The sequence below is a fragment of the Actinopolymorpha rutila genome (assembly GCF_013407855.1).
Taxonomy (GTDB): domain Bacteria; phylum Actinomycetota; class Actinomycetes; order Propionibacteriales; family Actinopolymorphaceae; genus Actinopolymorpha; species Actinopolymorpha rutila.
The window spans coordinates 4,945,125-4,971,603 of the sequence record NZ_JACBZH010000001.1 but is presented as its reverse complement, the minus strand read 5'-3'; the positions used below and the strand labels follow the sequence as shown (position 1 = coordinate 4,971,603).

Annotated in this window: 23 protein-coding genes; 18 read left to right on the top strand and 5 right to left on the bottom strand. The window is 72.4% G+C overall.

What is annotated here, in order from left to right:
* Window positions 1–14: 14 nt before the first annotated feature.
* Complete coding sequence (locus tag F4554_RS22120) at window positions 15–1,697, top strand: ATP-binding cassette domain-containing protein (RefSeq protein WP_179789344.1); 1,683 nt, start codon at window positions 15–17, stop codon at window positions 1,695–1,697.
* 61 nt (window positions 1,698–1,758) lie between these two features.
* Here F4554_RS22120 and F4554_RS22115 read toward each other — a convergent pair whose 3' ends face one another.
* Window positions 1,759–2,184 (bottom strand): hypothetical protein, encoded by a 426-nt coding sequence (locus F4554_RS22115; protein WP_179789343.1) that lies wholly within the window; start codon window positions 2,182–2,184, stop codon window positions 1,759–1,761.
* A gap of 140 nt (window positions 2,185–2,324) precedes the next feature.
* Window positions 2,325–3,833, bottom strand: coding sequence for a PQQ-dependent sugar dehydrogenase (locus F4554_RS22110; RefSeq protein WP_337796158.1), 1,509 nt, complete (start codon window positions 3,831–3,833; stop codon window positions 2,325–2,327).
* Between the two features lie 323 nt (window positions 3,834–4,156).
* Here F4554_RS22110 and rplM point away from each other — a divergent pair, with 323 nt between their 5' ends.
* The 4 genes from rplM to F4554_RS22090 all read left to right on the top strand — a co-directional run bounded on the left by rplM (window position 4,157) and on the right by F4554_RS22090 (window position 7,773).
* Window positions 4,157–4,600 (top strand): 50S ribosomal protein L13, encoded by a 444-nt coding sequence (gene rplM, locus F4554_RS22105; RefSeq protein WP_179789342.1) that lies wholly within the window; start codon window positions 4,157–4,159, stop codon window positions 4,598–4,600.
* A 26-nt stretch (window positions 4,601–4,626) separates the two neighbouring features.
* Window positions 4,627–5,157, top strand: a complete 531-nt coding sequence (gene rpsI, locus F4554_RS22100; protein WP_179789341.1) for a 30S ribosomal protein S9 — start codon at window positions 4,627–4,629, stop codon at window positions 5,155–5,157.
* 9 nt (window positions 5,158–5,166) lie between these two features.
* Window positions 5,167–6,513, top strand: coding sequence for a phosphoglucosamine mutase (gene glmM / locus F4554_RS22095; protein WP_179789340.1), 1,347 nt, complete (start codon window positions 5,167–5,169; stop codon window positions 6,511–6,513).
* Window positions 6,514–6,675: 162 nt separating this feature from the next.
* A complete protein-coding gene (locus F4554_RS22090) occupies window positions 6,676–7,773 on the top strand; it encodes a GNAT family N-acetyltransferase (RefSeq protein WP_337796157.1) in 1,098 nt (365 codons plus the stop codon).
* A gap of 38 nt (window positions 7,774–7,811) precedes the next feature.
* On the opposite strand, the gene coaA is transcribed toward F4554_RS22090, so the two are convergent.
* Window positions 7,812–8,870, bottom strand: coding sequence for a type I pantothenate kinase (gene coaA, locus F4554_RS22085; RefSeq protein WP_179789339.1), 1,059 nt, complete (start codon window positions 8,868–8,870; stop codon window positions 7,812–7,814).
* A gap of 113 nt (window positions 8,871–8,983) precedes the next feature.
* Between coaA and glmS the strand changes: the two genes are divergently transcribed.
* A complete protein-coding gene (gene glmS / locus F4554_RS22080; protein WP_179789338.1) occupies window positions 8,984–10,837 on the top strand; it encodes a glutamine--fructose-6-phosphate transaminase (isomerizing) in 1,854 nt (617 codons plus the stop codon).
* Between the two features lie 55 nt (window positions 10,838–10,892).
* Here glmS and F4554_RS22075 read toward each other — a convergent pair whose 3' ends face one another.
* Window positions 10,893–11,633, bottom strand: coding sequence for a VIT1/CCC1 transporter family protein (locus tag F4554_RS22075; protein ID WP_179789337.1), 741 nt, complete (start codon window positions 11,631–11,633; stop codon window positions 10,893–10,895).
* A gap of 200 nt (window positions 11,634–11,833) precedes the next feature.
* Between F4554_RS22075 and F4554_RS22070 the strand changes: the two genes are divergently transcribed.
* The 7 genes from F4554_RS22070 (at window position 11,834) to F4554_RS22040 (ending at window position 20,192) form a co-directional block, all read left to right on the top strand.
* Window positions 11,834–13,909 (top strand): MDR family MFS transporter, encoded by a 2,076-nt coding sequence (locus F4554_RS22070; protein ID WP_179789336.1) that lies wholly within the window; start codon window positions 11,834–11,836, stop codon window positions 13,907–13,909.
* Window positions 13,910–14,019: 110 nt separating this feature from the next.
* The gene (locus F4554_RS22065; protein WP_179789335.1) at window positions 14,020–14,373 is read left to right on the top strand and encodes a holo-ACP synthase; all 354 of its coding nucleotides are present in this window, start codon (window positions 14,020–14,022) and stop codon (window positions 14,371–14,373) included.
* Window positions 14,374–14,382: 9 nt separating this feature from the next.
* Window positions 14,383–15,819 carry an NAD(P)H-hydrate dehydratase gene (locus F4554_RS22060; protein WP_179789334.1) on the top strand — a complete coding sequence of 479 codons (1,437 nt, stop codon included), beginning with the start codon at window positions 14,383–14,385 and terminating at the stop codon, window positions 15,817–15,819.
* 141 nt (window positions 15,820–15,960) lie between these two features.
* Window positions 15,961–17,148, top strand: a complete 1,188-nt coding sequence (locus tag F4554_RS22055) for an extracellular solute-binding protein (RefSeq protein WP_179789333.1) — start codon at window positions 15,961–15,963, stop codon at window positions 17,146–17,148.
* Window positions 17,145–18,038 (top strand): ABC transporter permease, encoded by an 894-nt coding sequence (locus F4554_RS22050; protein WP_202889417.1) that lies wholly within the window; start codon window positions 17,145–17,147, stop codon window positions 18,036–18,038. Before F4554_RS22055 ends, F4554_RS22050 begins: the two co-directional genes overlap by 4 nt.
* Window positions 18,035–18,973 (top strand): ABC transporter permease subunit, encoded by a 939-nt coding sequence (locus F4554_RS33745; RefSeq protein ID WP_202889416.1) that lies wholly within the window; start codon window positions 18,035–18,037, stop codon window positions 18,971–18,973. The genes F4554_RS22050 and F4554_RS33745 overlap by 4 nt, the downstream gene beginning before the upstream one ends.
* 10 nt (window positions 18,974–18,983) lie before the next feature.
* Window positions 18,984–20,192, top strand: coding sequence for an ABC transporter ATP-binding protein (locus F4554_RS22040; protein ID WP_179789332.1), 1,209 nt, complete (start codon window positions 18,984–18,986; stop codon window positions 20,190–20,192).
* Here F4554_RS22040 and F4554_RS22035 read toward each other — a convergent pair.
* Window positions 20,138–21,268, bottom strand: a complete 1,131-nt coding sequence (locus F4554_RS22035) for a P1 family peptidase (RefSeq protein WP_337796156.1) — start codon at window positions 21,266–21,268, stop codon at window positions 20,138–20,140. The two genes, F4554_RS22040 and F4554_RS22035, sit on opposite strands and share 55 nt — an antisense overlap.
* A gap of 251 nt (window positions 21,269–21,519) precedes the next feature.
* Between F4554_RS22035 and alr the strand changes: the two genes are divergently transcribed.
* From alr to F4554_RS22010, 5 genes are all read left to right on the top strand, one after another.
* The gene (alr, locus tag F4554_RS22030) at window positions 21,520–22,761 is read left to right on the top strand and encodes an alanine racemase (RefSeq protein WP_179789330.1); all 1,242 of its coding nucleotides are present in this window, start codon (window positions 21,520–21,522) and stop codon (window positions 22,759–22,761) included.
* Entirely contained in the window at window positions 22,751–23,995 is a 1,245-nt protein-coding gene (locus F4554_RS22025) for an alpha/beta fold hydrolase (protein ID WP_238341379.1), read from the top strand. The genes alr and F4554_RS22025 overlap by 11 nt, the downstream gene beginning before the upstream one ends.
* Window positions 23,996–24,113: 118 nt before the next feature.
* Window positions 24,114–25,115: a tRNA (adenosine(37)-N6)-threonylcarbamoyltransferase complex ATPase subunit type 1 TsaE gene (tsaE, locus tag F4554_RS22020; RefSeq protein WP_179789329.1), complete on the top strand. Its 1,002-nt coding sequence runs from the start codon at window positions 24,114–24,116 to the stop codon at window positions 25,113–25,115.
* A 33-nt stretch (window positions 25,116–25,148) separates the two neighbouring features.
* The gene (gene tsaB / locus F4554_RS22015; protein ID WP_179789328.1) at window positions 25,149–25,805 is read left to right on the top strand and encodes a tRNA (adenosine(37)-N6)-threonylcarbamoyltransferase complex dimerization subunit type 1 TsaB; all 657 of its coding nucleotides are present in this window, start codon (window positions 25,149–25,151) and stop codon (window positions 25,803–25,805) included.
* Complete coding sequence (locus F4554_RS22010) at window positions 25,802–26,335, top strand: GNAT family N-acetyltransferase (protein ID WP_337796155.1); 534 nt, start codon at window positions 25,802–25,804, stop codon at window positions 26,333–26,335. Before tsaB ends, F4554_RS22010 begins: the two co-directional genes overlap by 4 nt.
* The last annotated feature ends 144 nt before the right edge of the window (window positions 26,336–26,479 follow it).

The window sequence follows — 26,479 nt, the reverse complement described above, 5'->3', positions numbered from 1 at the left end:
CACACTTGGGTCTCGTGGGACATGTGGATGTGGCCGGTATCAGGTATGAGCTCCCCGACGGCAGGGTGCTGCTGGACGACGTGTCGTTCCGCGTCGGCGAGGGTGCCAAGGTCGCCCTGGTCGGTGCGAACGGCTCGGGCAAGACCACTCTGCTCCGGATCGTCTCCGGTGACCTCGCCCCTCACGACGGCGCGGTGACCCGGGGCGGCGGGCTGGGCGTGATGCGGCAGTTCGTCGGCAGCGTGCGCGACGCCACCACCGTGGCCGAGCTGCTGCTGTCGGTGGCGCCGCCGCGGGTGCGCGAGGCCGCGGCCGCGGTCGACCGGGCCGAGCTGGCGATGATGGAACGCGACGACGAGCGGACCCAGCTGCGCTACGCCCAGGCTCTGTCGGACTGGGCGGACGCCGGCGGCTACGACGCCGAGGTGCTGTGGGACGTCTGCTGCACCGAGGCGATCGGCCTGCCCTTCGACCGGGCGCGCTACCGCGAGGTGCGCACGCTGTCCGGCGGTGAGCAGAAGCGGCTGGCGCTGGAGGCGTTGCTGCGCGGGCCGGACGAGGTGCTGCTGCTCGACGAGCCGGACAACTATCTCGACGTACCCGCCAAGCGCTGGCTCGAGGAGCGACTCAGGGAGAGCCAGAAGACCGTGCTGTACGTCTCCCACGACCGCGAGCTGCTCGCCAACACCGCGACCCGGGTGGTGACGGTCGAGCTGGGTGCGGCCGGCAACACCGCCTGGACCCATCCGCAGGGGTACGCGACCTACCACCAGGCCCGGCGGGACCGGTTCGCCCGGCTGGAGGAGCTGCGCCGGCGCTGGGACGAGGAGCACCAGAAGCTCAAGGATCTGGTGGCGCTGTACAAGCTCAAGGCCACGCTCAACGACGGCATGGCCGCGGCCTACAAGGCGGCACAGACCCGGCTGCGGAAGTTCGAGGAGAAGGGCCCGCCGCAGGCGGTGCCGCGCGAGCAGAACGTCAAGGTCCGCCTGCGCGGCGGGCGCACCGGCAAGCGCGCGGTGGTGTGCACCGACCTGGAGCTCACCGGTCTGATGAAGCCGTTCGACCTGGAGGTGTGGTACGGCGAACGCGTGGCCGTGCTGGGGTCCAACGGCTCGGGCAAGTCCCACTTCCTGCGGCTGCTGGCCGCCGGCGGAACGCTGCCCGAACGCGAACACCTGCCGGTCGGCGACGCGGTGATCACCCCCGTCACGCACACCGGACGCGCGAAACTGGGCGCCCGGGTGCGACCGGGCTGGTTCGCGCAGACGCACGAGCATCCCGAACTCGTCGGCCGCACCCTGCTGGAGATCCTGCACCGCGGGGACGAGCACCGTGCGGGGATGCCGCGGGAGGAGGCGGCCCGGGCGCTGGACCGGTACGAACTCGCCGAGGCGAGCGAGCAGACCTTCGACTCGCTGTCGGGCGGGCAGCAGGCACGGCTGCAGATCCTGTTGCTGGAGTTGTCCGGTGCGACGTTGCTGCTGCTCGACGAGCCGACCGACAACCTGGACGTGGCGTCGGCGGACGCGCTGGAGGAGGGGCTGGCGTCGTACGCGGGGACCGTGCTGGCGGTGACGCACGACCGGTGGTTCGCGCGCGGGTTCGACCGGTTCCTGGTGTTCGGCGCCGACGGAGAGGTCTACGAGTCCGACGAACCGGTGTGGGACGAGGGGCGGGTCCGCCGGGTGCGTTGACCCAGGGCCGCGGGTACGTCGGCGCGAGCGCGCCGCGTGCCGGGCCGGCGACCGGCCGGTGCTAGACCGGTTGGACGCTCTCCACCAGCAGGTCGGAGACGCAGAACCCCTCGGGGGAGAAGTCGTTCGTCCAGCCGTCGCGCAACAGCGTGTCGCGCAGGACTTCGGCGGACGCGCGGTAGTCGACCGCGACGGTCGAGGCGAGTGCCACCAGGGTCAGGTGCGGCAGCGCCGTGCGGACGATCGTGGCCAGCCCGTCGGTGACGAACGCGAGTGGGACCAACGCGGAGGCGATAGCGGTGGCCTCGCCGTTGCGGACCACGATCCACTCCTCGTCCGGCGGCTCGTAGGCGGTGAGGCTCAACCCGTACGCGCGGACCAGGGACCGAAAGGCCGATCCGGCACTCTCTCGTCCCCAGTTCGGCAGCGGTGTCTGCCAGGGCGTGGTGCCCCGCCAGGGGCGGAGCACGGGGTCAAGGTCGATCATCGGGGCATTGATTCCCCAGGTCGGGACGGGGAAACGAGGCGACGGACGCTTTCCGTCCGACAGCGACAGCCGGCGCTTCGTACACGATCGTCCGATCCGTCCCATCGGTTTCCGGACCGGCCGGGGCTCACGGCAGGGCGTCAGCGGACCCGCGGGCTCGGCGCCGGACTCAGCATCGGACTGGGCATCGGACTGGGCATCGGGCTGGGCAGCGGACCGCGCGTTCGACCGGGCGCGCGCGAAGTCGGTCCTGCGGTCGGTCCGGCCGTCGACCCGGGCGTCGCACCGGGCTGCGTGGGAAGGGCGGTCCCGGGCTCGCCGGGCACCGGACCTGCCGTGGCACCGGAGCCGCCGGTCGTACCCGGCATCGCGGCCGGGCGCAGGGTGAGCCGGATGATCCGATCGTCCTCGGCCACCGGCTGGTTGCGTCCGTCCCGGTTGGACGTGGTGAGCCACACGCTGCCGTCCGGTGCGACGATCGCCGCCCGCAGCCGGCCGTACTTCCCGACCAGTGCCGCCAGCGGCCGGCCCAGCACACCGGCGGCCGGTCGCCACCGGATGCTCGCCTCGCCCGTGCCCGCGCCGACGATCCGGGTGCTGGCGAAGTCGATCGGCCGGCCGAGGTCCACGAGATAGATCCGCTGCCCGCGCAGGCAGGTGATGAGCGCGGCGTGCCCGATGATGGCGATGCCGTCGGTCACGCCGACCTCGGGGCGCCACACGGCGATCGGGTTGGTCATCCCCGCCATCCGGCCCATGCCCTGCACCTTGGGCCAGCCGTAGTTGCGGCCCGGCTGGACGAGGTTGAGCTCGTCCCACATCGCCTCGCCGATCTCCGCGACGTACATCCGGCCGCTCGCGTCCCAGGCCATCCCCTCGGGGTTGCGGTGACCGTACGACCAGACCAGGGAGCCGGGGAACGGGTTGCCCGGCGGGGGCCTGCCGTCGGTGGTCATCCGCAGGATCTTCCCGCCGAGGTTGCGAACGTCCTGGGACGCGCCCGCGCGGGAGGCGTCGCCGGTACTGGCGTACAGATATCCGTCCGGGCCGAACGCCAGCCGGCCGCCGTTGTGGACGCCGGCCAGCGGGATCCCGGTGACGATCGCCTCCGGCCTGGGCCTGGGCCCGACGAGGCGCAGCCGGGCGATCCGGTTGTCCACCTTCGTCGTGTAGTAGATGAACACGGTCCTGTCGCGGGCGAAGCGGGGGGACGCCGCGATGCCGAGCAGCCCGCCCTCGTTGTTGGAGTACACGCCCTCGACGGAGGTCAGGGGAGTGACGGTCAGCTCGCCGCTCGCGGTGCGCCGCGGCCCGACCCGCAGGATGCGGCGCTTGGCGCGCTCGGTGACCAGGGCGCTTCCGTCGGGCAGGAACGCGACACCCCACGGGATGTCCAGATGGGTGACGAGTGTCCGCTGGGAGGCGATCAGGCTGTCACCCCGGACCGCGTTCCGTGGTGCGCGCAGGAACGCGAAGCTTGTCGGCTTCGGACCGTTGAGCACGACGGGGGTCGGCGACGGCGTGGGGGAGGGGGCCGCCACCGGCAGCACCGCGCAGGCGGAGACCAGCACGGCCGGTACGACCCCGAAGATGACCGCACCGGCGACCGCGCCGGTCGCCCGGACGTGGCGACGTCGAGCGGCGAGCACCCCACCAGCCTAGTTGCCGAGGGTGTGCGGACGGCAACTGTTCGTGCGTGCTCGAGTGTCACACGGATCCGGACGAAGCGGGGTATCCTGCTCGTCGGAACCGAGCCTGGACGGTGGCCGGGGGCGATCTCTGCGCCCACCCCGGGGCAGAAGCGGACCCATTTTGACCAGTCCGCCGAGCCCCGAGTATTCTGGGCGGTCGTTGCGCCTGCTGGCTGCTGCCATGTGCGAGCGCACTCTCCTGTTCCGGAGAAGTTCGACACCAAGACCAGCCGTGTCGCCATGTCACGGCTTACCCCGACGATCAGCGAAGGTCGACGACTGTGCGCACCTACAGCCCCAAGCCCGGCGACGTCCCACGCGAGTGGCACGTCATCGACGCCTCCGACGTCGTCCTCGGTCGGCTCGCGAGCCAGGCGGCGACGCTGTTGCGCGGCAAGCACAAGCCGACCTATGCGCCGCACGTCGACACCGGCGACTTCGTCGTCATCGTCAACGCCGAGAAGGTCGCGCTGTCCGGCAACAAGCGCGAGACCAAGTTCGCCTACCGGCACTCCGGTTACCCGGGCGGGCTCTCCGCGGTTCCTTACGGCGAGCTGCTGGAGAAGGACCCCCGTAAGGCGATCGAGCGGGCAGTGTGGGGAATGCTTCCCAAGAACCGCCTGAGCCGGAAGCTGCTGAAGAAGCTGAAGGTCTACGCGGGCCCCAACCACCCGCACCAGGCCCAGCAGCCGCAGACCTACACCATCACCCAGATTTCGCAGTAACCGACTGCGCCGAAGTGAGGAATCCCGTGGCTGAGTCCACCACCACTGTCGAGGCCGAGGGCGCGACCGTCGAGGGCGCCGCCGGCCAGACCGAGGGCGACGCGACCGTCGCCTACAGCTCCGAGAGCGCTCCCGAGGCCGCTTCGGCAGCTCCCCGGCCGGCCGCGATCGGCCCGGCCGCCGCGACCGGTCGTCGCAAGGAAGCCGTGGCGCGGGTGCGGGTCTTCCCCGGCAGTGGCCAGTGGCGGATCAACGGGAAGACGCTGGACCAGTACTTCCCCAACAAGGTCCACCAGCAGCACGTCAACGAGCCGTTCGTCCTGCTCGACCTGGACGGTCAGTACGACGTGATCGCCAACCTCGACGGCGGCGGTGTCACCGGCCAGGCCGGCGCGCTGCGGCTCGGCATCTCCCGGGCACTGAACGAGGTCGACGCCGAGGCCAACCGTCCGCCGCTGAAGCGGGCCGGCATGCTGACGCGTGACCCGCGGGCCAAGGAGCGCCGCAAGGCCGGGCTGAAGAAGGCCCGCAAGGCTCCCCAGTACTCCAAGCGGTAGGTCCTCACCGTGGGCCGACTGTTCGGCACCGACGGAGTGCGGGGGCTCGCCAACGGCGAGCTCACCGCCGAACTCGCTCTCGACCTGTCGGTCGCCGCGGCACACGTGCTCGGCGAGGTCGGTGCGTTCGAGGGACACCGGCCTCGGGCAGTGGTCGGCCGTGACACGCGTGCCTCCGGGGAGTTCCTGGAGGCCGCGGTCGTGGCGGGCCTGGCGGGCGCGGGCATCGACGTCATTCGGCTTGGCGTCATTCCCACGCCCGCGGTCGCACACCTGACCGACGCCATGGGCGTCGACGTCGGCGTGATGCTGTCCGCATCGCACAATCCGATGCCGGACAACGGCGTGAAGTTCTTCTCCCGGGGCGGGCACAAGCTCGACGACGCTCTGGAGGATCTGATCGAGGCCCGCCTGCGGGAGCCGTGGCAGCGGCCCACCGGAGCGGGCGTGGGCCGGGTCACCGACGACCGGGACGGGTTCGACGCCTACGTCGCCCACCTGGTGCGATCGGTGCCCAACCGGCTCGACGGGATCCGCGTGGTGGTCGACTGCGCCAACGGCGCCGCCTACCGCACCGCTCCGGAGACGCTGGGCCGGCTCGGCGCGACGGTGATCCCCATCCACGCCGAACCCGACGGCCTGAACATCAACGAGGGTTGCGGTTCCACCCACCTCGAGTCGCTTATCGCCGCGGTCGCCGAGCACGGAGCCGACGTCGGCATCGCCCACGACGGTGACGCCGACCGGTGCCTCGCCGTCGACAGGTTCGGCCAGGTCGTCGACGGCGACCAGATCCTGGCGATCCTCGCCCTCAGCCTGCGCGAGGCGGGCCGGCTCGCCTCCGACACCGTGGTCGCCACCGTGTTGAGCAACCTCGGATTCTCCCTGGCGATGCAGCGTGAGGGCATCGCGGTGGAGCAGACCAAGGTCGGCGACCGGTACGTCCTGGAAGCCATGAAGACCGGCAAGTTCAACCTCGGCGGCGAACAGTCCGGGCACGTCGTCCTGCTCGACCACGCGACCACCGGCGACGGGGTGCTGGCCGCGGCGCACGTGCTGGCGCGAATGGCGTCCACCGGCCGGCCGCTGGACGAGCTGGCCGGGGTCATGACGAGGCTTCCACAGGTCATGATCAACGTCCGCGACGTCGACCGGACCCGGGCCGACGCCGACCCCGACGTGGCCGCCGCGGTGACCGCGGCGACCGCCGAGCTGGGGGAGACCGGCCGGGTCGTACTCCGGCCCTCGGGCACCGAACCCGTGGTGCGGGTGATGGTCGAGGCGCCGACGTTCGAACACGCCCAGCAGGTCGCCGACCAGCTCGCCCGGACCGTGCAGCGCGCGCTGGCTCTGTAGGCCCGCCGCGGCTCACCAAGCTCGGACATGCCTGCGTACGACTGGAGAAGGACGGCGCGACACGCAGCTTGGCGGCGAGGACCACGGCGCCCGAGTACGCCGACCTGCGACGCGCCGGAAAACGGCTTTGCGGGCCGGGAGTAGGCGTGGCAGGCTCCCCGCGTGCGCGAAGACAACGACGTCCAGCAGCAGAGGAACCCGGCCGCCTCGCCGCGGCCGGGCAACGGTGCCGAGGCGCGTGATGCCGCGTCGGTGACGATCTCCACCGTCGACGTCGCCGACGACGCCGCGCTGGGACGCTGGCACGCGGTGACTCATGCCGGTCTGATGGCAGGCCTGCAGGACCCGCCCGCGTGGACCCTCCCGGAGGTGCTGGCCACCTACCGCACGCCGGACTCCAGCATGCGCAGGGAGCCGTTCGTCGCCGTGGACGGCAGCGGAGCGGTGGTCGGGGCGGCGGAGCTGCTGTTCCCGCTGCGGGAGAACCCCCGACTGGTGGTCTTCGAACTCGGGGTCCCGCCCGCGCATCGTGGGCGTGGCGTGGGGAGCGCGTTGTACGCCCACGTGGTCGAGCGAGCGCGCGCCGAGGGACGCACCAGCCTGATGACCGAGGTCAACGTCCCCGACGGGACACCGCGGGAGGAGTGGCCCGGAGCCAGGTTCGCCGAGAAGGTCGGCTTCACGCTGCGCAACACCGAGTTGCGCCGCCAGCTCCGGCTGCCGGTCGAGCCGGTGCACCTGCGCACGCTCGCCGGGAAGGCCGTCCAGCGCGCCTCGGACTACCGCCTGGTGTCCTGGTCGGGCGCGTGTCCCGCGGAGTACGCCGAGCAGTACGCCGAGCTGAAGGGCCGGCTCTCGGTCGACGCGCCGCTGGGAGACGTCGACTACGAGCAGGAGGTCTGGGACGTCGCCCGGCTGCGGGAGACGGAGGACCGCGCGGCGGCACAGGGCCGGACCCTGTTCACCACCGTCGCCGTCGCGCCGGACGGCTCGCTCGCCGGCCACACCCAGCTCGCCGTACCCCGGCACGAGCCGGGCCGGGCCTACCAGTGGGACACCCTGGTGCACGCCGCGCACTGCGGTCACCGGCTCGGCCTGGCCCTGAAGGTCGCGAACACCCAGGCTCTGTCGGAGGCGCACCCGGAGGTAGCCCGCATCGACACCTGGAACGCCGTCCAGAACGGCCCGATGGTGGCGGTGAACGTCGAGCTCGGCTACCGGATCATGGACGCCTGCCAGGAGTGGCAGCGCGACCTCTAGGGTCTGTCCTGCGGGCCTCGAGGTCCGGCCCGGCGCCCTCAGATCTTGCGGAGCCGCACCCGGGTCACCGAGTGGTCGGAGCCCTTGTGCAGCACCAGCCGGGCCCGGCCCCTGGTGGGCTGGACGTTGCGTTCGAGGTTCGGGCCGTTGATGCTGTCCCACAGCCGGCAGGCGCGTTCGACCGCCTCGGCGTGGCTGAGGTCGGCGTACCGGCGGAAGTAGGACTCCTGGTCCCGGAACGCGGTCTCCCGCAGGGCCAGGAACCGTTTGACGTACCACTCCCGTACGTCGACCGGTGAGGCGTCGAGGTAGATCGAGAAGTCGAAGAAGTCGCTGACCGCGAGGCCGCGCCGGCCGTCCTCGTGCGCTCGCGCCGGCTGCAGGACGTTCAGGCCCTCGATGAGCAGGATGTCCGGTGCGCGCACCTCGAGGCGTTCGTCCGGGAGGATGTCGTACTTCAGGTGGGAGTAGACCGGTGCGGTGACGACCGGCACGCCGGACTTCACCGCCACCACGAACCGCAGCAGTGCCCGCTGGTCGTACGACTCCGGAAAGCCCTTGCGCTGCAGCAGGCCCCGGCGTTCCAGTTCGGCGTTGGGGAGCAGGAAGCCGTCGGTGGTGACCAGCGACACCCGCGGGTGGTCCGGCCAGCGGGCGAGGAGCTCGCGCAGCAGCCGCGCCACCGTGCTCTTGCCCACGGCGACCGAGCCGGCGATGCCGATGACGAACGGCGTCCGTCCGGCCGTCGGGTCGGCACCGGCTCCGCCGTTCGTGCTGTTCGCCCCGGTCCCGCCGTTCGTGCCGGTTGCGGCGGGCTCGCCCGGATGTGGTGGCTCGCTGGTCAGGAACGTCTGGGTGGCCTGGTGCAGCGCGCCGGTGGCCCGGACGTAGAGGTTGAGCAGCCGGGTGAGCGGGAGGTAGACCTCGCGGACCTCGGCCAGGTCGATCTCGTCGGCCAGGCCACGCAGGCGCTCCACCTCCTCGGCGGTGAGGGGGAGTGGGGTGGAGGCGGCCAGCCGGGACCAGGCGGCCCGGTCGAGTTCGACGTACGGCGTGGTCGTGCCGTTCACGAGTCGGGCCTCCCGGATGCGCTGCATGTGCCTGATTCTTCCCTGACGGTCGTTCGGGCCGGTCACAGGCGGTACTCGGAAGCCCTCCTCTTGCCCGATGGTCGCCCGGCGTTCACCGGTGGTGGCTACCCTGAGCTTCCATGTGCGGAATCGTCGGGTACGTAGGTTCGGGTTCGACCAAGGGTGTCGACGTCGTGGTCGAGGGCCTGCGGCGGCTGGAGTACCGCGGGTACGACTCGGCCGGGGTCGCAGTCGCCGACCGCGGCGGGGTGCGGGTCCGCAAGCGGGCCGGCAAGCTCGCCAACCTCCAGGCGGCGCTCAGCGAGGACCCCCTGCCGGCCAGCGGTACGGCGATGGGCCACACCCGCTGGGCCACCCACGGGGCGCCGACCGACCCCAACGCCCACCCGCACATCGACTGCGCGGGCCGGCTGGCGGTGGTCCACAACGGCATCATCGAGAACTTCGCGGCGCTGCGTGCCGAGCTCGAGGCGAAGGGTCACCAGCTGACCTCCCAGACCGACACCGAGGCGGTCGCCCACCTGCTGGAGGACGCCTGGGAGCCCAGCGGTCACGACCTCGCCGAGGCGATGCGGCACGTGTGCCGCCGGCTGGAGGGCGCGTTCACGCTGGTCGCGGTGCACGCGGACGCGCCGGACGTCGTGGTCGGCGCCCGCCGCAACTCCCCGCTGGTCGTGGGCCGCGGCGAGGGGGAGAACTTCCTCGCCTCCGACGTGGCGGCGTTCATCGAGCACACCCGCAACGCGGTCGAGCTGGGCCAGGACCAGGTGGTGACGATCTCCGCCGACTCGGTGACCGTCACCGACTTCGCCGGCCAGCCGGCCCCGACCCGCGACTACCACGTCGACTGGGACATCTCCGCCGCCGAGAAGGGCGGCCACGACTACTTCATGCTGAAGGAGATCGCCGAGCAGCCCAAGGCGGTCGCCGACACCCTGCTCGGCCGGCTCACGCCGGAGGGCCGGCTCCGGCTGGACGAGATGCGGCTGTCCCACGACGAGCTGCGTGAGATCGACAAGATCGTCATCATCGCCTGCGGTTCGGCGTTCTACGCCGGCCTCACCGCGAAGTACGCCATCGAGCACTGGACCCGCATCCCGTGCGAGGTGGAGCTGTCCAGCGAGTTCCGCTATCGCGACCCGATCCTCGACCGGGCGACGCTGGTGATCGCGATCTCGCAGTCCGGGGAGACGATGGACACCCTGATGGCGCTGCGGCACGCCCGCGAGCAGCGGGCCCGGGTGCTCGCGATCTGCAACACGAACGGCTCCACGATCCCGCGCGAGTCCGACGCGGTGCTCTACACCCACGCCGGCCCCGAGGTCGGGGTGGCGGCGACCAAGACGTTCCTCACCCAGGTGGTGGCCTGCTACCTCATCGGCCTGTACCTCGCGCAGGTCCGCGAGTCGAAGTTCGGGGACGAGGTGGCCGCCGAGGTCGACCAGCTCGACCGGATGCCCGCGGCCGTGCGTGCCGTGCTCGGGACGATGTCCGACATCCGGGCGCTGGCCCGTGAGCTCGCCACGGCGAAGTCGGTGCTGTTCATCGGGCGCCACGTCGGCTACCCGGTGGCGCTGGAGGGTGCGCTCAAGCTGAAGGAGCTCGCCTACATGCACGCGGAGGCGTTCGCGGCGGGCGAGCTGAAGCACGGGCCGATCGCGCTGATCGAGGAGGGGCTGCCGGTCGTGGTGGTCGTACCTCCGCGCGGCCGCGACGTCCTGCACGACAAGATCGTCAGCAACGTGCAGGAGATCCGGGCCCGCGGCGCGCGCACGATCGTGCTCGCCGAGGAGGGCGACGAGTCCGTCGTCCCGTGGGCGGACACGCTGATCAGGCTGCCGCGGGTGCCCACCCTGCTGCAGCCGCTGGTCGCGACGGTCCCGCTGCAGATCTTCGCCTGCGAGCTCGCGATGGCGCGGGGCAACGACGTCGACCAGCCGCGCAACCTCGCGAAGTCGGTGACGGTGGAGTAATCCTCCGCGGCCGGCAGCCCGCGGACCCCGCGGTAGGCCGGCCGCCCGTGCGGCGTCAGACGCCGACGCCCACCAGGTGACCGACGACGTAGGTCACCACCATCGCCAGCGCACCTCCGACGACGGTGCGGATGGCGGCGCGGCGGGCATCGGCGCCGCCGAGGCGGGCGCTCACGGTGCCGGTGATCACCAGGGCGATCACGACGGCGCCGAACGTGACCGGCACCCGCAGGCTGGTCGGGGGAAGGATGATCGCCGCCATCGGCAGCAGGGCGCCGACGGTGAACGCGACGAACGACGCGAGGGCGGCGTGCCAGGGGCTGGTGAGGTCGTGGGGGTCGATCCCGAACTCGATCTCGGCGTGCGCCCGGAGCGCGTCCCGCTCGGTGAGCTCCTCGGCGATCTTGCGGGCCAGGTCCGGTGAGATGCCCTTGGCCTCCCACATCCTCGCCAGCTCGTCCAGCTCCTGGTCGGGCATGTTGGCGAGCTCCCAGCGCTCCTTGTCCAGCAGCGCCTTCTCGGTGTCACGCTGAGTGCTCACCGAGACGTACTCGCCCGCCGCCATGGAGAAGGCCCCGGCCAGCAGACCGGCGATGCCGGCCACCAGGATCGCCGACACCTCGGCGGTGGCGGCGGCGACGCCCACGACGATGCCGGCGACGGAGACGATCCCGTCGTTGGCTCCGAGGACGCCCGCACGCAGCCAGTTCAGCCTGTTCGAGACGCTGCCGATGCCCTGGTCTGCGTCGTTCGCGTGGATCTCCTCGGTGCCGGTTTCGGTCCGCGCGTCGCTCATGGGGGAACGCTAGCCAGTACGACCGACAGACGGTAGCGAGGACAGCCTCACCGACCCCGCGCCGCACCGGCGCGCCGGGTGTGCACGTAACGTCACGAACCGGGCTGTCGGGGTCCTTCGCGGAGGGCGGCGCCGCGCTACGGTTCGCGGGAGAGACGACCGGCCGCCGGCCCGCGGCGGCCCGACCCGGAACCCTGCCGATGAGCGGACCAGCCAGCCAGACCGTCGAGGCGCCGACGGCTGCGCCTCCCCGCCGGCTGGCCGCGATCTTCACCGCCCTGATGCTGGCCATGCTGCTGGCCGCCCTCGACCAGACCATCGTCGCCACCGCGCTGCCCACGATCGTGAGCGACCTGGGCGGGCTCACCCACCTGTCCTGGGTGGTCAGCGCGTACCTGCTGGCCTCGACGGTCTCCACGCCGCTGTGGGGCAAGCTCGGCGACCAGTACGGCCGCAAACGCCTCTTCCAGGCCGCGATCCTCGTCTTCCTGGCCGGTTCGGCCTTGTGTGGACAGGCCCATTCGATGGGCGAGCTGATCGGCTTCCGCGCGTTGCAGGGGGTCGGCGGCGGCGGGCTGATCGTGTTGACGATGGCCCTGGTCGGCGACGTGGTGAGCCCCCGCGAACGCGGCCGCTACCAGGGCATCTTCGGCGGGGTGTTCGGGATCGCGAGCGTCGCGGGCCCGCTGCTCGGCGGCTTCTTCGTGACCAACCTCGGCTGGCGCTGGGTGTTCTACGTCAACCTGCCTCTGGGCGCGCTCGCGCTGGCCGTGGTCGCGGTGGTGCTCCCGGCCCGGCGGCCCGCCAACGGCGGTGCGGGGAGGCGGCACCGCATCGACTACCTCGGCGCGCTGACCCTGGCCGGAGCCGCGACCTGCCTGGTGCTGGCCACGTCGTGGGGCGGTACGCAGTACGCCTGGACCTCGGCGATGATCGTCGGGCTGTTCGTGGCCGCGGTCGCCTTCGCCGGCGCGTGGCTCGCGGTCGAACGCCGGGCGGCCGAGCCGGTCCTGAGCCCTCGGCTGCTCGCCCTGCCGGTTTTCCGGATCGGTGCCGCGATCGGCTTCGTGGTGGGGTTCGTGATGTTCGGCGCGCTGGCGTTCCTGCCGTTGTTCCTGCAGGTGGTGCACCAGGTCAGTCCGACGCTGTCGGGGATCTACCTGCTGCCGATGGTGCTGGGGATACTGGCCACCTCGGTGGCCAGCGGGCTGGTGGTCAGCCGTACCGGCTACTACCGCGTCTTCCCGCTGGTGGGTACGCCGACCATCGCGGTGGGGTTGTTCCTGTGCTCACGACTGGACGAGTACTCCACCACCCAGGCGATCGCCGGCTCGCTGCTCGTGCTCGGTGCTGGGCTGGGGCTGGTGATGCAGGTGCTCCTCACCGCGGTGCAGAACGCCGTCGACTACCAGGACCTCGGCGCGGCCACGTCGGGGGTGACGTTCTTCCGGTCGATCGGCGGCGCGTTCGGTACGGCGGTGTTCGGTGCGATCTTCTCCAACCAGCTGCTCGGCAACGTGGCGGCCGCGCTGCACGGGCGGCCGCTGCCCGGCGGGTTCGACCCGACCACGATCACCCGCGAGCCGGCCCGGATGGCCGCGCTCCCGCCGCAGGTGCGGGAGGAGCTGCTGCACGCGTACGCGGTGTCGATCCACTCGGTGTTCGTGTGGGCGACACCGGTGGCGCTCGCGGCGTTCGTACTCGCGTGGTTCCTGCGGGAGCTTCCGTTGCGGGCAACCGCCACCACCACACCCACCGCCGACTACGGCGAGGGCATGCCCGGCCGGATGGCCGTGTGCACCTCGCAGGAGGAGATCGAACGCGCGCTCAGCCTGCTGGTGCGCCGCGACGACCGGGCCCGCGGCCTCTACCAGCAGCTCGGGCAGGCGGCCGGCGTGGCACTTCCGGCCGGCTCGCTGTGGGCGCTGTGCCGGATCGCGCGGGCCGGTCCGGCGCGGGCCGCCGACCTGGCCGCGGTGGCCAGGGTGCCGCCCGAACGTGCCCGGCCGCACGTCGACACGTTGCTGGCGGCGGGGTACGTGGCCCACGACGGCGACCGCCTCGGGGTCACCCCGTCCGGCCTGGCGGCGGTCGACCAGCTGGTGGCCACCCGCCGGGCCGCGCTCGGGCGGCGGCTGGACGGCTGGCGACCCGAGGAGCACCCCGAGCTGTCCGCGTTGCTGCAGCGGCTGGCGTCCACGTCGCTCGGCGACGAGGCGGACCGCGAGGTGTTCGGTCCCGAAGGTTCGCCGGTCCGTAGGGACCGGCCAGCGTGACGTGCACTCGTGCCGTCGTGGCTCGCGCGGGACGCGGCCCGCCGGGCGGCTCCGCCCTCGGCTCCGCCCGCCTTACGCATCCGGCGGGAGCGATGCGCAAGGATGGAGGGATGATCGTCGGGCTGGGAATCGATGTGGTCGACATCGAGCGATTCGAGGAGACGCTGGACCGTACGCCCGGACTACGCACCCGGCTGTTCACCGACGACGAGCGCACCCGTCCGATCGCGGGCCTGGCCGCCCGGTTCGCGGCGAAGGAGGCGCTGGCCAAGGCGCTCGGCGCACCGGTCGGCATGCGCTGGCACGACGCCGAGGTGGTCACCGACGCCGACGGCCGGCCCTGGCTGGAGGTGCACGGCACGGTGGCCCGGCAGGCCGAGAAGCTCGGCGTCACCTCCATGCACCTGTCCATGTCGCACGACGCCGGGATCGCCTCGGCGGTCGTCGTACTCGAGAGGGGCTGACCGCAGCCGATGCGCACCGCGCACACCGTCGTCCAGGTCCGGGCCGCCGAGGCCGCGCTGATGGCGACCGTTCCCGACGGCACGTTGATGGACCGCGCCGCCACCGGGCTGGCCACCGCCTGTGTCGACTTCCTGGGCGGTGCCTATGGCGTCGATGTCCTGATCGTGGCGGGATCGGGCGCGAACGGCGGCGACGCGCTGTACGCCGGAGCCCGACTCGCCCGGCGCGGCGCCCGGGTGGCCGCGATCCTGCTGAACCCCGCCAAGGCGCACGCCGGTGGCCTCGCCGCGCTGCGTTCTGCCGGCGGTCACGTCGTACCCGAGGACGAACGCGAGGACGCCGTGGCTCGCGCCGACCTGGTGCTCGACGGCATCGTCGGCATCGGGGGCAAGCCCGGCCTGCGCCCGGAGGCCGTCCGGGTGATGGAGCTGGTCCAGCGGTACGACGTACCCGTGGTCGCGGTCGACGTGCCGTCCGGCATCGACGTGGACACCGGCGAGACTCCCGAGCCACACGTACGCGCCGCGGTGACGGTGACGTTCGGCACCCACAAGGTGGGCCTGCTCGTCGACCCGGGCGCCTCCGCCGCCGGAGTGGTGCACCTCGTCGACATCGGGCTCGGCCCGTACCTCCCGGATCCGGTGGTGGAGTCGCTGCAGGCCTCCGACGTGGCCGCCCTGCTGCCGGTGCCGGACCGCACCTCGCACAAGTACACCCGCGGCGTGCTCGGCGTGGTCGCCGGCTCCGACCAGTACACCGGCGCGGCGGTGCTCGCGGTCAGCGGCGCCCTGGGCGGCCCGCTCGGCATGGTCCGCTACGTCGGGCCGGACGAACCCGCGCGCCTGGTTCGTGCGCGCTGGCCCGAGGTGGTCGCGGGCGAGGGCCGGGTGCAGGCATGGGTGGTCGGGTCCGGTCTGGGCGAGGCACCCGAACGCGCCGAGGACGTCGCCCGCGCGCTGGCCGGAGACGTACCCGTGCTCGTCGACGCCGACGGGCTGCGGCACGTGCTCGGGCGGTGCGAGGGCGAGGTGCTGCTCACTCCGCACGAGGGCGAGCTGGCCCGGATGCTGGAGGTGGAGCGTACAGATGTCACGGCCCGCCGCCTGCACTACGCGCGCGAGGCCGCCGACCGCTGGAACGCCACCGTGCTGCTCAAGGGCGCGACCACGGTGGTGGCGCCGCCGAGCGGCCCGGTCCGGGTCAACTCGGTGGGCACACCGTGGGTGGCGACCGCCGGGTCCGGCGACGTGCTGTCCGGCATCTGCGGTGCGTTGCTGGCCGGCGGGCTGTCGCCGCTGGACGCGGGCAGCATGGGCTGCTTCCTGCACGAGACGGCCGGTGTCCTCGCCTCGCGCGGCGGCCCGATCGTGGCCGAGGACATCGCCGCCGCGCTGCCGGACGCCTACCGGTTCGTCCGGGAAGCCGGGGACGCCGAGTCCGCCTGACCACCGCGAGACCGGCCGGTGGCCCGGGCGAGAAACGCGCGCCGACACTGGGGAAAGTTCACCGTTTCCTTCGGTTGGCCGTAGTAATCTCCCGCCTGGTCACGTGCACTCCGCGCGCGACCGGGCGAAAGGAATGCGGTCGTGCGTTCGCGTTCGTGGCACGAAGTCTCGTTGCGCAGGGGTTCCTGGCACAAAGCGGTGCTGTCCTCGGTGGCCGTGCTGGCACTGGGACTGGCAGGTACGGCATGCGCCGGCAACGGCGGCACCGGTTCGACGTCCGACGGTGGCGGCGGGAAGACAGCCCGGCTCTACGTCGGCGGCGACGTCAACCTCCGGGACATGTGGCAGAAGTCGCTCATCCCGGCGTTCCGTAAGGACAATCCCGGTTACGACGTCAAGCTGACGTTCTCCGAGCACGGCGTCAACGACACCACGACTCTGGCCAAGCTCGGCGCGGCGGTCAAGGGCAAGCAGGACCCCGGGTTCGACCTGGCCGAGAGCGGGTTCATCGGCACCGCGGCGCTGTCCGGCCTGCTCACCAAGGTGAGCACGAAGCAGGTGCCCAACCTGACCAACGTCGACTCCGGCCTGCTCACGCCGGTGAAGCAGTCGGCGGTGCCCTACCGCGGCTCGTCGGTGGTGCTCGCCTACAACGCCGACCACGTGCCCGACCCGCCGAAGACCCTGGACGACCTGCTGGCCTGGATCAAGGCACACCCGGGGAAGTTCACCTACAACTCCCCGCCCACGGGTGGTTCCGGGCAGTCGTTCGTCACCACGGTACTGGACAAGTACGTCCCGGCCGGCGACCGGCAGAAGATGGTCACCGACTACGTGCCCGACCTGGAGAAGGACTGGGACCGCGGGTTCGCGGAGCTGAAGGGCCTGAACGGCTCGATCTACCAGCACGTCTATCCGAACGGAAACCAGGACGTGCTCAACCTGCTGGCCAAGGGCCAGATCTGGGTCGCGCCGGTGTGGTCGGACATGGCGCTGTCGGGCAAGCAGACCGGGCTGCTCGGCAAGGAGATCAAGCTCGCCCAGATCAGTGACCCGTCCTTCACCGGTGGCGCGGTCTACCTCGGCGTGGCCGCGAGCGCACCCAACAAGGACGCGGCCTACAAGCTGCTCGACTGGCTGCTCGAGCCGGCCCAGCAGAAGAAGGTCGTCAACGTGCTGGCCGGCTATCCCGCGGTGTCGCTGGACAAGCTGCCCGCCGACGTACGCACGAAGTTCGCCGGCCTGGACACCCAGCACCTGCGCCAGACCTACTCCCAGAAGATGACCAACGACCTGAACAACCTCTGGCAGCAGAAGGTGCCGGGTTGAGCAACCGCCTGCGCGGTCTGCTGATGGCCGCACCGCCGGTGCTCGTGGTGGCGTTGTTCGTCGGTTTCCCCGTCGTGTCCGCGGCGATGTACACCCTCGGCCACACCGGCGGACCCAACTCCGTCATCGCCTCCATCGCCCAGCGCCAGCATGTCGCCGACCACTGGTGGGGGACCACCGCCGCCTACTCCGAGGTGTTCGCCGGCGGGCAGTTCCGCCGCAGCGTGACCGCCTCGGTGGTGGTCACGGTGGTGGCGGTGGTGGTGACCGTCGTGCTGGCGTGGGCGATCGGGCTGTACGTCCGGCTGTCCGGCAGCCGGCTGGCGAAGGTGTTCTCCGCCTTCGCGGTGGTGCCGTTGTTCATCCCGGTGGTGATCGCGTCGTACGCCATCCTCACCTTCTACGCCCAGGACGGTTTCCTGCGCACCGTCGCCCACCTGGTCGGCTGGGAGTCCGCGCCGACGCTGAGCTACACGATGGTGGCGGTCACCATCGGGCAGATCTGGGTGAGCCTGCCGTTCGGGGTGCTGATGATGACCTCGGGCCTGAACGCCGTGCCCACCGTGCTCGTCGACGCCGCCCGTGACGCCGGCGCCTCGCTGCCCCGCGCGGTGTGGTCGGTGTTGTTGCCGATGAACGTCGTACCCACCGTCATCGTGGCGACGTTCACCGGTATCTCCGTGCTCGGCAGTTTCACGGTGCCCTACCTCACCGGCCCGTCGGCGCCGAACATGCTCGGACCGCAGATGACCAACACGTTCGGGTCGTTCAACCAGCCACAGCAGGCGCAGGTGATGGCGATGGTGGTGTTCGCGCTCGCCGCGGTGATCGGCGCGGTCTACGTGTGGGCCAACTTCCGTACCGCCAAGCGTTCGGGAGCGGTGCTGTGACGGCGCCGGAGGTCCCGGTCGTCCGTCCGGACGACCTCGACGCACGCACCGGGACAGCGGGTCCCGGCGCCAGTTCGACGACGCCACCACCACCGGTGCCCGACGTCGCACCGCCGGGCGGGCTGGTGGGCCGGGTGGTCGCCCGCGTCCTGCTGGCGGCGTTCGTGCTCGTGCTCGGCGTGTTCATCCTGGGCCCGCTGGTGTGGCTGGCCGCCCGGGCGTTCTCGGGTGCCTGGAAGTTCCCGGCGCTGCTGCCGGGGGAGTGGACCCTGCACTGGTGGCGGCAGGTGCTGTCCGACCAGACGCTCGGCAGTTCGATCCGACTCAGCTTCACGTTCGCGCCGGTGGTGACGGTGGTGTCCGCGGTGATCTGCCTGCCGGCGGCGTACGCGTTCTCCCGCTACCAGTTCCCCGGCCGGCGGGTGCTGCTGATCTCGCTGTTCGCCACCAACGCGTTCCCCAAGATCGGCCTGTTCGTGTCCATCGCCGGGCTGTTCTACTCCCTGCACCTGATGGGCACCTTCGTCGGCGTCGTGGTGATCCAGATGCTCGGCACGGTGGTGTTCATGACCTGGATCCCGGCGGCGGCGTTCGCCTCCGTCCCGCGCAGCCTGGAGGAGGCCGCCCGCGACGTCGGGGCGCGGCCGCTCACGGTGTTCTTCCGGGTGACGTTCCCGCTGGCGGCGCCGGGCATCCTGGTGGCGATGATCCTCTCGTTCCTCGCGTCCTTCGACGAGGCGCAGGGCACGTTCCTGGTCGGCGCGCCGACGTACGTCACCATGCCGACGGAGATGTACACCCTCGTCCTCAACTACCCCGAGCAGGCCGCGGCGGTCTTCTCCATCTTGTTGTCGATCCCCTCGGTGGTGCTCATGCTGCTGGTCCGCCGGCACGTGATGGGAGGGCACCTGGCCGAGGGCTTCCAGCTTCGTTAGGGGCTACCCCATGGCCGAACCCACCTCCGCGGTCAGCGACCGGCAGGGCCCGGACGACCGGTCCGCGACGGGTGCCGCCGGCGCGACCGGCACGTCCGCGACCACTGCCGGCGGTCCGGACCGCGACGCCGACGCCGGGCTGGTGCTGCACCAGGTGGCCAAGACGCTCGGCGGCCGGCTGATCGTCGACAACCTCGACCTGCGGGTGCGGCGCGGCGAACTCGTCTGCCTGCTCGGCCCGTCCGGCTGCGGCAAGACGACCACGCTGCGGATGATCGGCGGCTTCCTGCGACCGGACGCCGGCCAGGTGCTGATCGGCGGCCGCGGCTACACGACCACCCCGCCGGAGCGCCGTCCGACGGCGATGGTGTTCCAGAACTACGCGCTCTGGCCGCACATGAACGTCTTCAAGAACGTCGCCTTCGGCCTGCGGCTGCGCAAGCTGCCCAAGGCCGAGATCGCCGAACGCGTCGAGCGGACCCTCGCCCTGGTCAACCTGACCCACCACATCCGAAGCTTCCCGGCGCAGATCTCCGGCGGCGAACAGCAGCGCGTGGCGCTGGCCCGGGCGCTCGTCCTCGAGCCGGAGGTGCTGCTGCTGGACGAGCCGCTGTCCAACCTGGACGCCAAGCTGCGGGTCAAGGTGCGCGAGGACATCAAGGAGATCCAGCAGCGGGTGGGCATCACGACGGTCTTCGTCACCCACGACCAGGACGAGGCGTTGTCCATCTCCGACCGGATCGCGGTGATGAACGCCGGGAGGATCGAGCAGTACGCCGGTGCGCACGACCTCTACCGCGAGCCGCGCACCCGGTTCGTGGCCGACTTCGTGGGGACGATGAACTTCTTCGAGGGGCAAGTGCGCGCGGCCCCGGCGGGCGGGACCGGAGACGCGGGAGCCGTGGTGGAGGTGGGCGACGTCGTGGTGCCGTGCCACGCCCCGTCCGCCCTCGCCGAGCAGCCCGGCCTGGTCGGGGTCCGCCCCGAGGACGTGCGGGTCGGGCACCCCGGCGGCGTGCCGGCGCGGGTGGTCCGGGAGGTGCCCCGCGGCCACTTCACCGAGTTCGTGCTCGACCTCGGGCCGCTCACCCTGCGCGCCTTCGTCGGCGCCGACACCCCCGTCGGCCAGGAGACGGTGCCGGTGACCTTCGGGCGGGCCCTGGTCTACGCCGACGGCAAACTGCGGTCCGAACTCCCGGGCGGGCGCGCGGAGGGATAGCGGTCGAGGTAGCCCGGCAGGTCCACGGCCGGCGTCCGTACCCGCGTGGCGGCGAGGATCGCGTCCACCATCGCGAGCGTGACCGCGTCGGCGGCGGCCGCCTGCACCGCGGCCACGCCACCGATCTCGGCGGCGCCGGGCCAGGACACCGGTGCGGCCGCGACCGGGTCGGTCGTGCCCGTGGCCAGGGCGAAGATCGAGTCCCCGTCGACCAGGGTGTGCACCGGCCGGACCGACCGGGCCAGGCCGTCGTGCGCCGCCGCGGCCATCCGCAGCGTCTGCGGGTGGGTGAGCCGGGCGTTCGTGGCCACGACGGCGAGGCTGGTGTTCAGGACGTCCAGGGGCTCGCCTGATTCCTCTGCCCGGGCCGCCGGGTCGGCCTGCACCCGGGCGTGCTCCGCAGGCGCCGGGACTCCCGGCCGCAGCGCCTCGTCGGTGACGTACTGCGCGGCCAGCAGCGCACCCGTGTCGCCCAGGCAGGGTGAACCGTAGGCGTTGGCCACCACCAGCGCGCCGACCACGATGCCGCCGGGTAGCCGGACGCTCGCCGTACCCACGCCGCCCTTGAGCCGGGGCAGGCTGAACGACGCGCCGGTTCCCGCGCCCACGCAGCCGGTGCGGACCACGCCGGAGGCGGCCTCGGTGGCCGCCGCGTAGCCGAGGTCGGCGTCCGGACGGTTGTGGAGGTCCCCGCCCTTGCCCAGGTCGAAGACGATCGCGGCCGGCACCACCGGCACCACCGCCTCCGGGCCGATGGCCACTCCGCGGCCCTGCTCCTCACACCAGCGCTGTACGCCGGTGGCGGCGGCCAGCCCGAACGAGCTTCCGCCGGCCAGCGTCACCGCGTCCACGGTGTCGACCAGCGTCCCGGGCGCCAGCGCGTCCGTCTCGTGCGTACCCGGCCCACCGCCGCGTACGTCGACCGCGCCGATGGTCCCGGGTGGCGGGATCACCGCCGTGACGCCGGTCAGCCAGCCGCCACCCACGCGCTCGACCTGGCCCACCAGCATGTCCGGCACGTCAGTGAGGGCGCCGTACGGATTGACCGGCCCGCCCGCGTTCTGCTGTTCGTCCACAAGTGCCGAGCTTAGGGGGATCCGCACCGTCCCGGCACGTCTCGATCCTGGCGGAACCTGCCGTTGCGAGCGGCGTGTCCGATCGCTCCGGGAGGCTCGGACAGCGATGCGGCCCTGCCTGGACCGACCTTGGGAGTGGGCGTTCAGGCGTGGCGGCCCTGCCCCGACCGGCCTTGGGGGTGCGGCCTGGAACACTGGAGCCGTCATGAACGCGGTTCGCCGAACGCGCGCCAGGTCGAACGGGCAGAGGGATGGACACAGGTCGAACGCACTCACCTCGCGTCGCCGCGAGCCGGCAGGGCGCGGGCGGCACCGCCGCGCGCGCTGCCGCCCCCGAGCACGGCGCCCCCTCCAGCCGCGCCGAGGCACGAGTCGACCTCGCCGCCATCCGCGCCAATGTCGAGGCGATCCGCGGCCGGGTCGGTGACGCCGCCGTGCTGGCCGTGGTCAAGGCCGACGGCTACGGCCACGGCCTGGTCCCGGCGGCCCGGGCCGCGGTCGACGGCGGGGCCGGCTGGCTGGGCGTGGCCACGGTCGAGGAGGCGCTGGCCCTGCGTGCGGCCGGGCTGACCGCGCCGCGGATCCTGTCCTGGCTGGCCGTACCCGGCGAGCGGTGGCAGCCGGCACTGGCCGCCGGCGTCGACGTCGCCGCCTACTCCGCCTGGCGGCTGAACGAGATCGCCGAGGCGGCCGAGCACGCCGGCACCACGGCGCGGGTGCACCTGAAGATCGACAGTGGACTCAACCGCGGCGGCGCGGGGCCGAAGGACTGGCCGGCCCTGATCGACGCGGCGCTCAGCGCGCAGGCGGAGGGCACCGTCCGGGTCGCCGGGATCTGGTCCCACCTGGCCTGCGCCGACGAGCTCGGCCACCCGTCGGTCGACCGGCAGCTCGCGGTGTTCGAGGAGGCGGTGGCGTTCGCCGAACGCGTGGGGATCCGGCCAGAGGTACGCCACCTCGCCAACTCCGCCGCGACGCTCACCCGGCCCGACACCCACTTCGACCTCGTACGCCCGGGTCTCGCGGTCTACGGCCTGTCCCCGGTGCCCGAGGTGTCCTCACCGGACGAGCTCGGCCTGGTCCCCGCGATGTCGTTGCGGGCCCGGCTGGCCCTGGTCAAACGAGTGCCGGCCGGTGAGGGCGTGTCGTACGGCCACCGGTACGTCACCACCACCGAGACCACCCTCGGCCTGGTGCCGCTGGGGTACGCCGACGGGGTGCCGCGGGCCGCGAGCAACCTCGGGCCGGTCTGGGCCGGCGGGCGACGGCGTACGATCGCCGGCACCGTGTGCATGGACCAGTTCGTGATCGATCTCGGCGACGACCCCACCGTCGCCGGAGACGAGGTGGTGCTGTTCGGCGCGGGGACCTCCGGCGAGCCGACCGCCCAGGACTGGGCCGACGCCACCAACACGATCTCCTGGGAGATCGTCACCCGCATCGGTGCCCGCGTGCCCCGGCACTACGTCGGGGGAGGGCCTGATGGCAGGTGAGCTGAACCGCGTCGGCCGCGCCGTCGACCGCGCGGGTCAGGTGGGCAGGCTCGGTCGAGCCACTCGGGTCTCCCGGGTCGCCCAGGTAGCGAAGGCCGCCAGGGCCGCCCGGCCGGGCCGGGCCGACGGCGCGGACCGGATGGTCGAGCTGCTCGGCAGCCGCACCGGCGTCCTCGGTGCCGCCACCGGCATGCTGGCGGCCGGTGCCGCCGCCGGGATCGCGCTCGAACGCTACGTCGTCGGCCGGCGCCGCACCGCCGACCTGCGCGACGACGGCCCGCTCGGCACCCGGCGCGGCGCCCCGACGATCGTCAAGACCGCCGACGGCCTGGAGCTGTACGCCGAGGTCGACGAGCCGAACCCCCGGGTGCCGAACCCGCTCACCGTGGTCTTCTGCCACGGGTACGCCCTCAACCTCGACTGCTGGCACTTCCAGCGGGCCGCGCTGGCCGGCGAGGCGCGGATGGTGTTCTACGACCAGCGGTCCCACGGCCGCTCCGGCCGCTCGCCGAGCACCCTGTGCAACGTCGACCAGCTCGGCAAGGACCTCGGCGAGGTGCTCACCGCCCTCGCCCCGGAGGGCCCGGTCGTGCTCGTCGGCCACTCGATGGGCGGCATGTCCGTGCTGGCACTGGCCGACCAGCACCCCGAGATCTTCGCCGAGCGGGTCGTCGGGGTCGCCCTGCTGGCCAGCAGCGCCGGCGGTCTGGACTCGGTGACGCTCGGCGTGCCCGGGCCGGTCGGGAGGCTGGTGCACCGGCTGACACCGGCCGCGGTCGCCGCGATGTCCCGGGCGCCCGGCCTGATCGAGCGTGGCCGCAAGGCCGGCAGCGACGTGGCGTACTTCCTCACCAAGCACTACTCCTTCGGCTCGAAGGTCTCCCGGGCGCGGGTGGAGTTCGTGGCGGAGATGCTCGCGAGTACGCCGATCGAGGTGGTGGCGGACTTCTACCCGGGGTTCGCCCAGCACGACAAGTACCACGCGCTGGAGGCGCTGCACGGCGTGGAGACGCTGGTCATGGGCGGCCGCGAGGACCTGATCACCCCGGTGGAGCACAGCCGCGAGATTGCCGAGCGGCATCCCGCCGCGGAGTACATCGAGCTGTCCGACAGCGGGCACATGTTCCTGATCGAGCATCCGGACGTGGTCAACGCCGCGCTGGCGGACCTGCTCGGCCGGGCCGCCGCGGCGGCGGGTTCGATGACGCAACCACCGGTGGACGAGACCGGCTGACCGCGGCTGGACGCCGAACCGCCGTACGACCGGCCGGACGAGGAACGACCAACCGGGCGGACGAAGAACAGACTGACCGAAGAACGAGCGAACGAGCAGACGAAGCGGAGCGCACAAGGTGACCGACCTGCACGTCGTCGAGGCCAAGCCCACGGACGCGGCTGCCCTGGTGGGCGTCATCCACGCGGCGTTCGGCGCCCGGCCGCCGCTGGACCCACCGGGCACCGCGTTGCGGGAGACGGTCCAGACGGTGGAGGACGCGGTGCGTTCCTACGGCGGCCTGCTGGCCCAGGTCGACGGCCGTCCCGCCGGCGCCATGCTGCTCGCCGAGAACGCCGGGTGGCTCGACCTGCGCCGGGTGTCGGTGCACCCGAGGTTCCAGCACCGCGGCGTGGCCACCGCGATGGTCGGCTGCGCGGAGGAGGTGGCGGCCGAACGCGGGCTCGCCGGCGTACGCCTGGTCGCCCGCGCCGAGTTGCCGGCCACGCTCACGTTCTGGCGGCACCGCGGCTACCTCGAGGCCGGCCGGGACGGGCCGAACGTCCACCTGGCCAAGCGACTGCCGGTGGAGGTGACGGCGGTCAGCGTCGAGGACACCCAGGAGGTCGGCCGGCGGCTCGCGAAGATCCTGCGCGCCGGTGACCTGGTGTTGCTGACCGGGGAGCTCGGCGCCGGCAAGACCACCTTGACGCAGGGGATCGGCGTCGGCCTGGGTGTTCGCGGGCAGGTCACCTCGCCCACGTTCGTGATCGCCCGCGCGCACCCGTCGACGGTCGGTGGCCCGCCGCTGGTGCACGTCGACGCCTACCGGCTCGGCGGCGTGGCCGAACTCGACGACCTCGACCTGGACACCTCCGTGGACGACGCGGTCACGGTGGTCGAGTGGGGCGAGGGCCTTGCCGAGGGCCTGGCCGAGGACCGGCTGGAGATCGTGGTGAGCCGGGGCGTGGGGGAGGAGACCACGGGCGAAGCCGAGGGGCGATCGGGTGAAACCGAGGACGAACGCGAGGATGTCCGGCAGGTCCGGGTCGTCCCGGTCGGCCGGCGCTGGCTGGACGTCGCGGTGCGCGACGCGCTCGCCGAAGGTCTCGCGGCCGACGTCAGGTCCGTCCCGAACTGACCTTCGCCACCGGTGCGGGCTAGCCTGACCAACGTGCTGCTCCTCGCGTTCGACACGGCCACCCCGGCGATCACGGTCGCGCTCCACGACGGGACGTCGGTGGTGGCGACGTCCACGGTCGTGGATGCCATGCGTCACGGCGAGCTCCTCGCCCCCGGCATCGCGGCGGTGCTCGACCAGGCCGGTGCCGACCGGACCGACCTGACCGACATCGCGGTCGGCGTCGGCCCCGGCCCGTTCACCGGGCTGCGGGTCGGCCTGATGACGGCCCGGACGCTGGGTCACGTCCTGGACATTCCGGTGCACGGCGTGTGCACGCTCGACGTGCTCGCCGCCGCCGAGATCGACTCCGGACCGTTCTGCGTGGCGACCGACGCGCGGCGCAAGGAGGTCTACTGGGGGAGATACGCCGACCGGCACACCCGCGTCGACGGCCCGCTGGTGGACCGGCCGGACGCCCTCGCCACTTCCGACCCCGTGGTGGGACGCGGCGCGACGCTGTACCCCGCGGCGTTCCCGACCGCGGCTGGCCCGGTGGACCCCGATGCCGCGGTGCTGGCCGAGCTGGTGGCATCCGGCACGGCGAAGGTCGTACCCGCGACTCCGATGTACCTCCGCCGTCCCGACGCGGTCGAGCCCCGCAGCCGCAAGCGTGTCCTGACCGCACGCGAGGAGCGGGTCCCGACGTGATCTCCATCCGGCCGGCTCGAACCGATGACCTCGCGACGTTGCGCGCGCTGGAGACGGCCTGCTTCGGCCGGGACGCCTGGGGCGAGCAGGCACTGGAAGGCGAGCTGGCCGGGGTGCCCGACACCAGGTGCGTTCTCGTGGCCGAGGACGCCGACGCCACCGGCACCGATGTCGGCGACACCTGCTGGGGCACCGGCGCCGACACCGACGAGCCCGCGATCGCGGGGTACGCCTCCCTGCTCGCGGTCGCGGCCACGGCAGACGTACAACGCATCGCCGTACGACCGGACCGCCGCCGGGAGGGGATCGGGCGGGCGCTGCTGGACGCCCTGCTCGCACAGGCCCGGGTCCGTGGCTGTGCCGAAGCCCTGCTGGAGGTACGCCACGACAACGCCGCCGCTCTGGCGATGTACGAGGCGACCGGCTTCGAGCAGATCGCCCGGCGGCGCGGCTACTACCACGGTGTGGCCGACGCCCTGGTACTCCGGCTCGCCCCGCTGGGCGAGGAGCTCCCCGCCGCCCAACTCTGATCCCCCGGGCCCTGATCCCGGGCGGCTCCCCGGAACCGTCCGTACCATCGATCGGCCGGGGAAGTGCCGGTTGCCGGTCTCGGACGATCTTGTCCCGATTGCTTGACGGTCCTGTGGCGGACTCTTACCTTCGTGCGAGAAATC

Bases quoted from the DNA above. Each gene is read 5' to 3' on its own strand.
- glmS (WP_179789338.1), top strand. From the start codon at position 8,984: ATGTGCGGAATCGTCGGGTACGTAGGTTCGGGTTCGACCAAGGGTGTC.
- F4554_RS22075 (WP_179789337.1), bottom strand. From the start codon at position 11,633: ATGAGCGACGCGCGGACCGAAACCGGCACCGAGGAGATCCACGCGAAC.
- F4554_RS22060 (WP_179789334.1), top strand. From the start codon at position 14,383: ATGCGCACCGCGCACACCGTCGTCCAGGTCCGGGCCGCCGAGGCCGCG.
- coaA (WP_179789339.1), bottom strand. From the start codon at position 8,870: ATGCAGCGCATCCGGGAGGCCCGACTCGTGAACGGCACGACCACGCCG.
- F4554_RS22040 (WP_179789332.1), top strand. From the start codon at position 18,984: ATGGCCGAACCCACCTCCGCGGTCAGCGACCGGCAGGGCCCGGACGAC.
- F4554_RS22115 (WP_179789343.1), bottom strand. From the start codon at position 2,184: ATGATCGACCTTGACCCCGTGCTCCGCCCCTGGCGGGGCACCACGCCC.
- alr (WP_179789330.1), top strand. From the start codon at position 21,520: ATGGACACAGGTCGAACGCACTCACCTCGCGTCGCCGCGAGCCGGCAG.
- F4554_RS22025 (WP_238341379.1), top strand. From the start codon at position 22,751: ATGGCAGGTGAGCTGAACCGCGTCGGCCGCGCCGTCGACCGCGCGGGT.
- F4554_RS22070 (WP_179789336.1), top strand. From the start codon at position 11,834: ATGAGCGGACCAGCCAGCCAGACCGTCGAGGCGCCGACGGCTGCGCCT.
- F4554_RS22065 (WP_179789335.1), top strand. From the start codon at position 14,020: ATGATCGTCGGGCTGGGAATCGATGTGGTCGACATCGAGCGATTCGAG.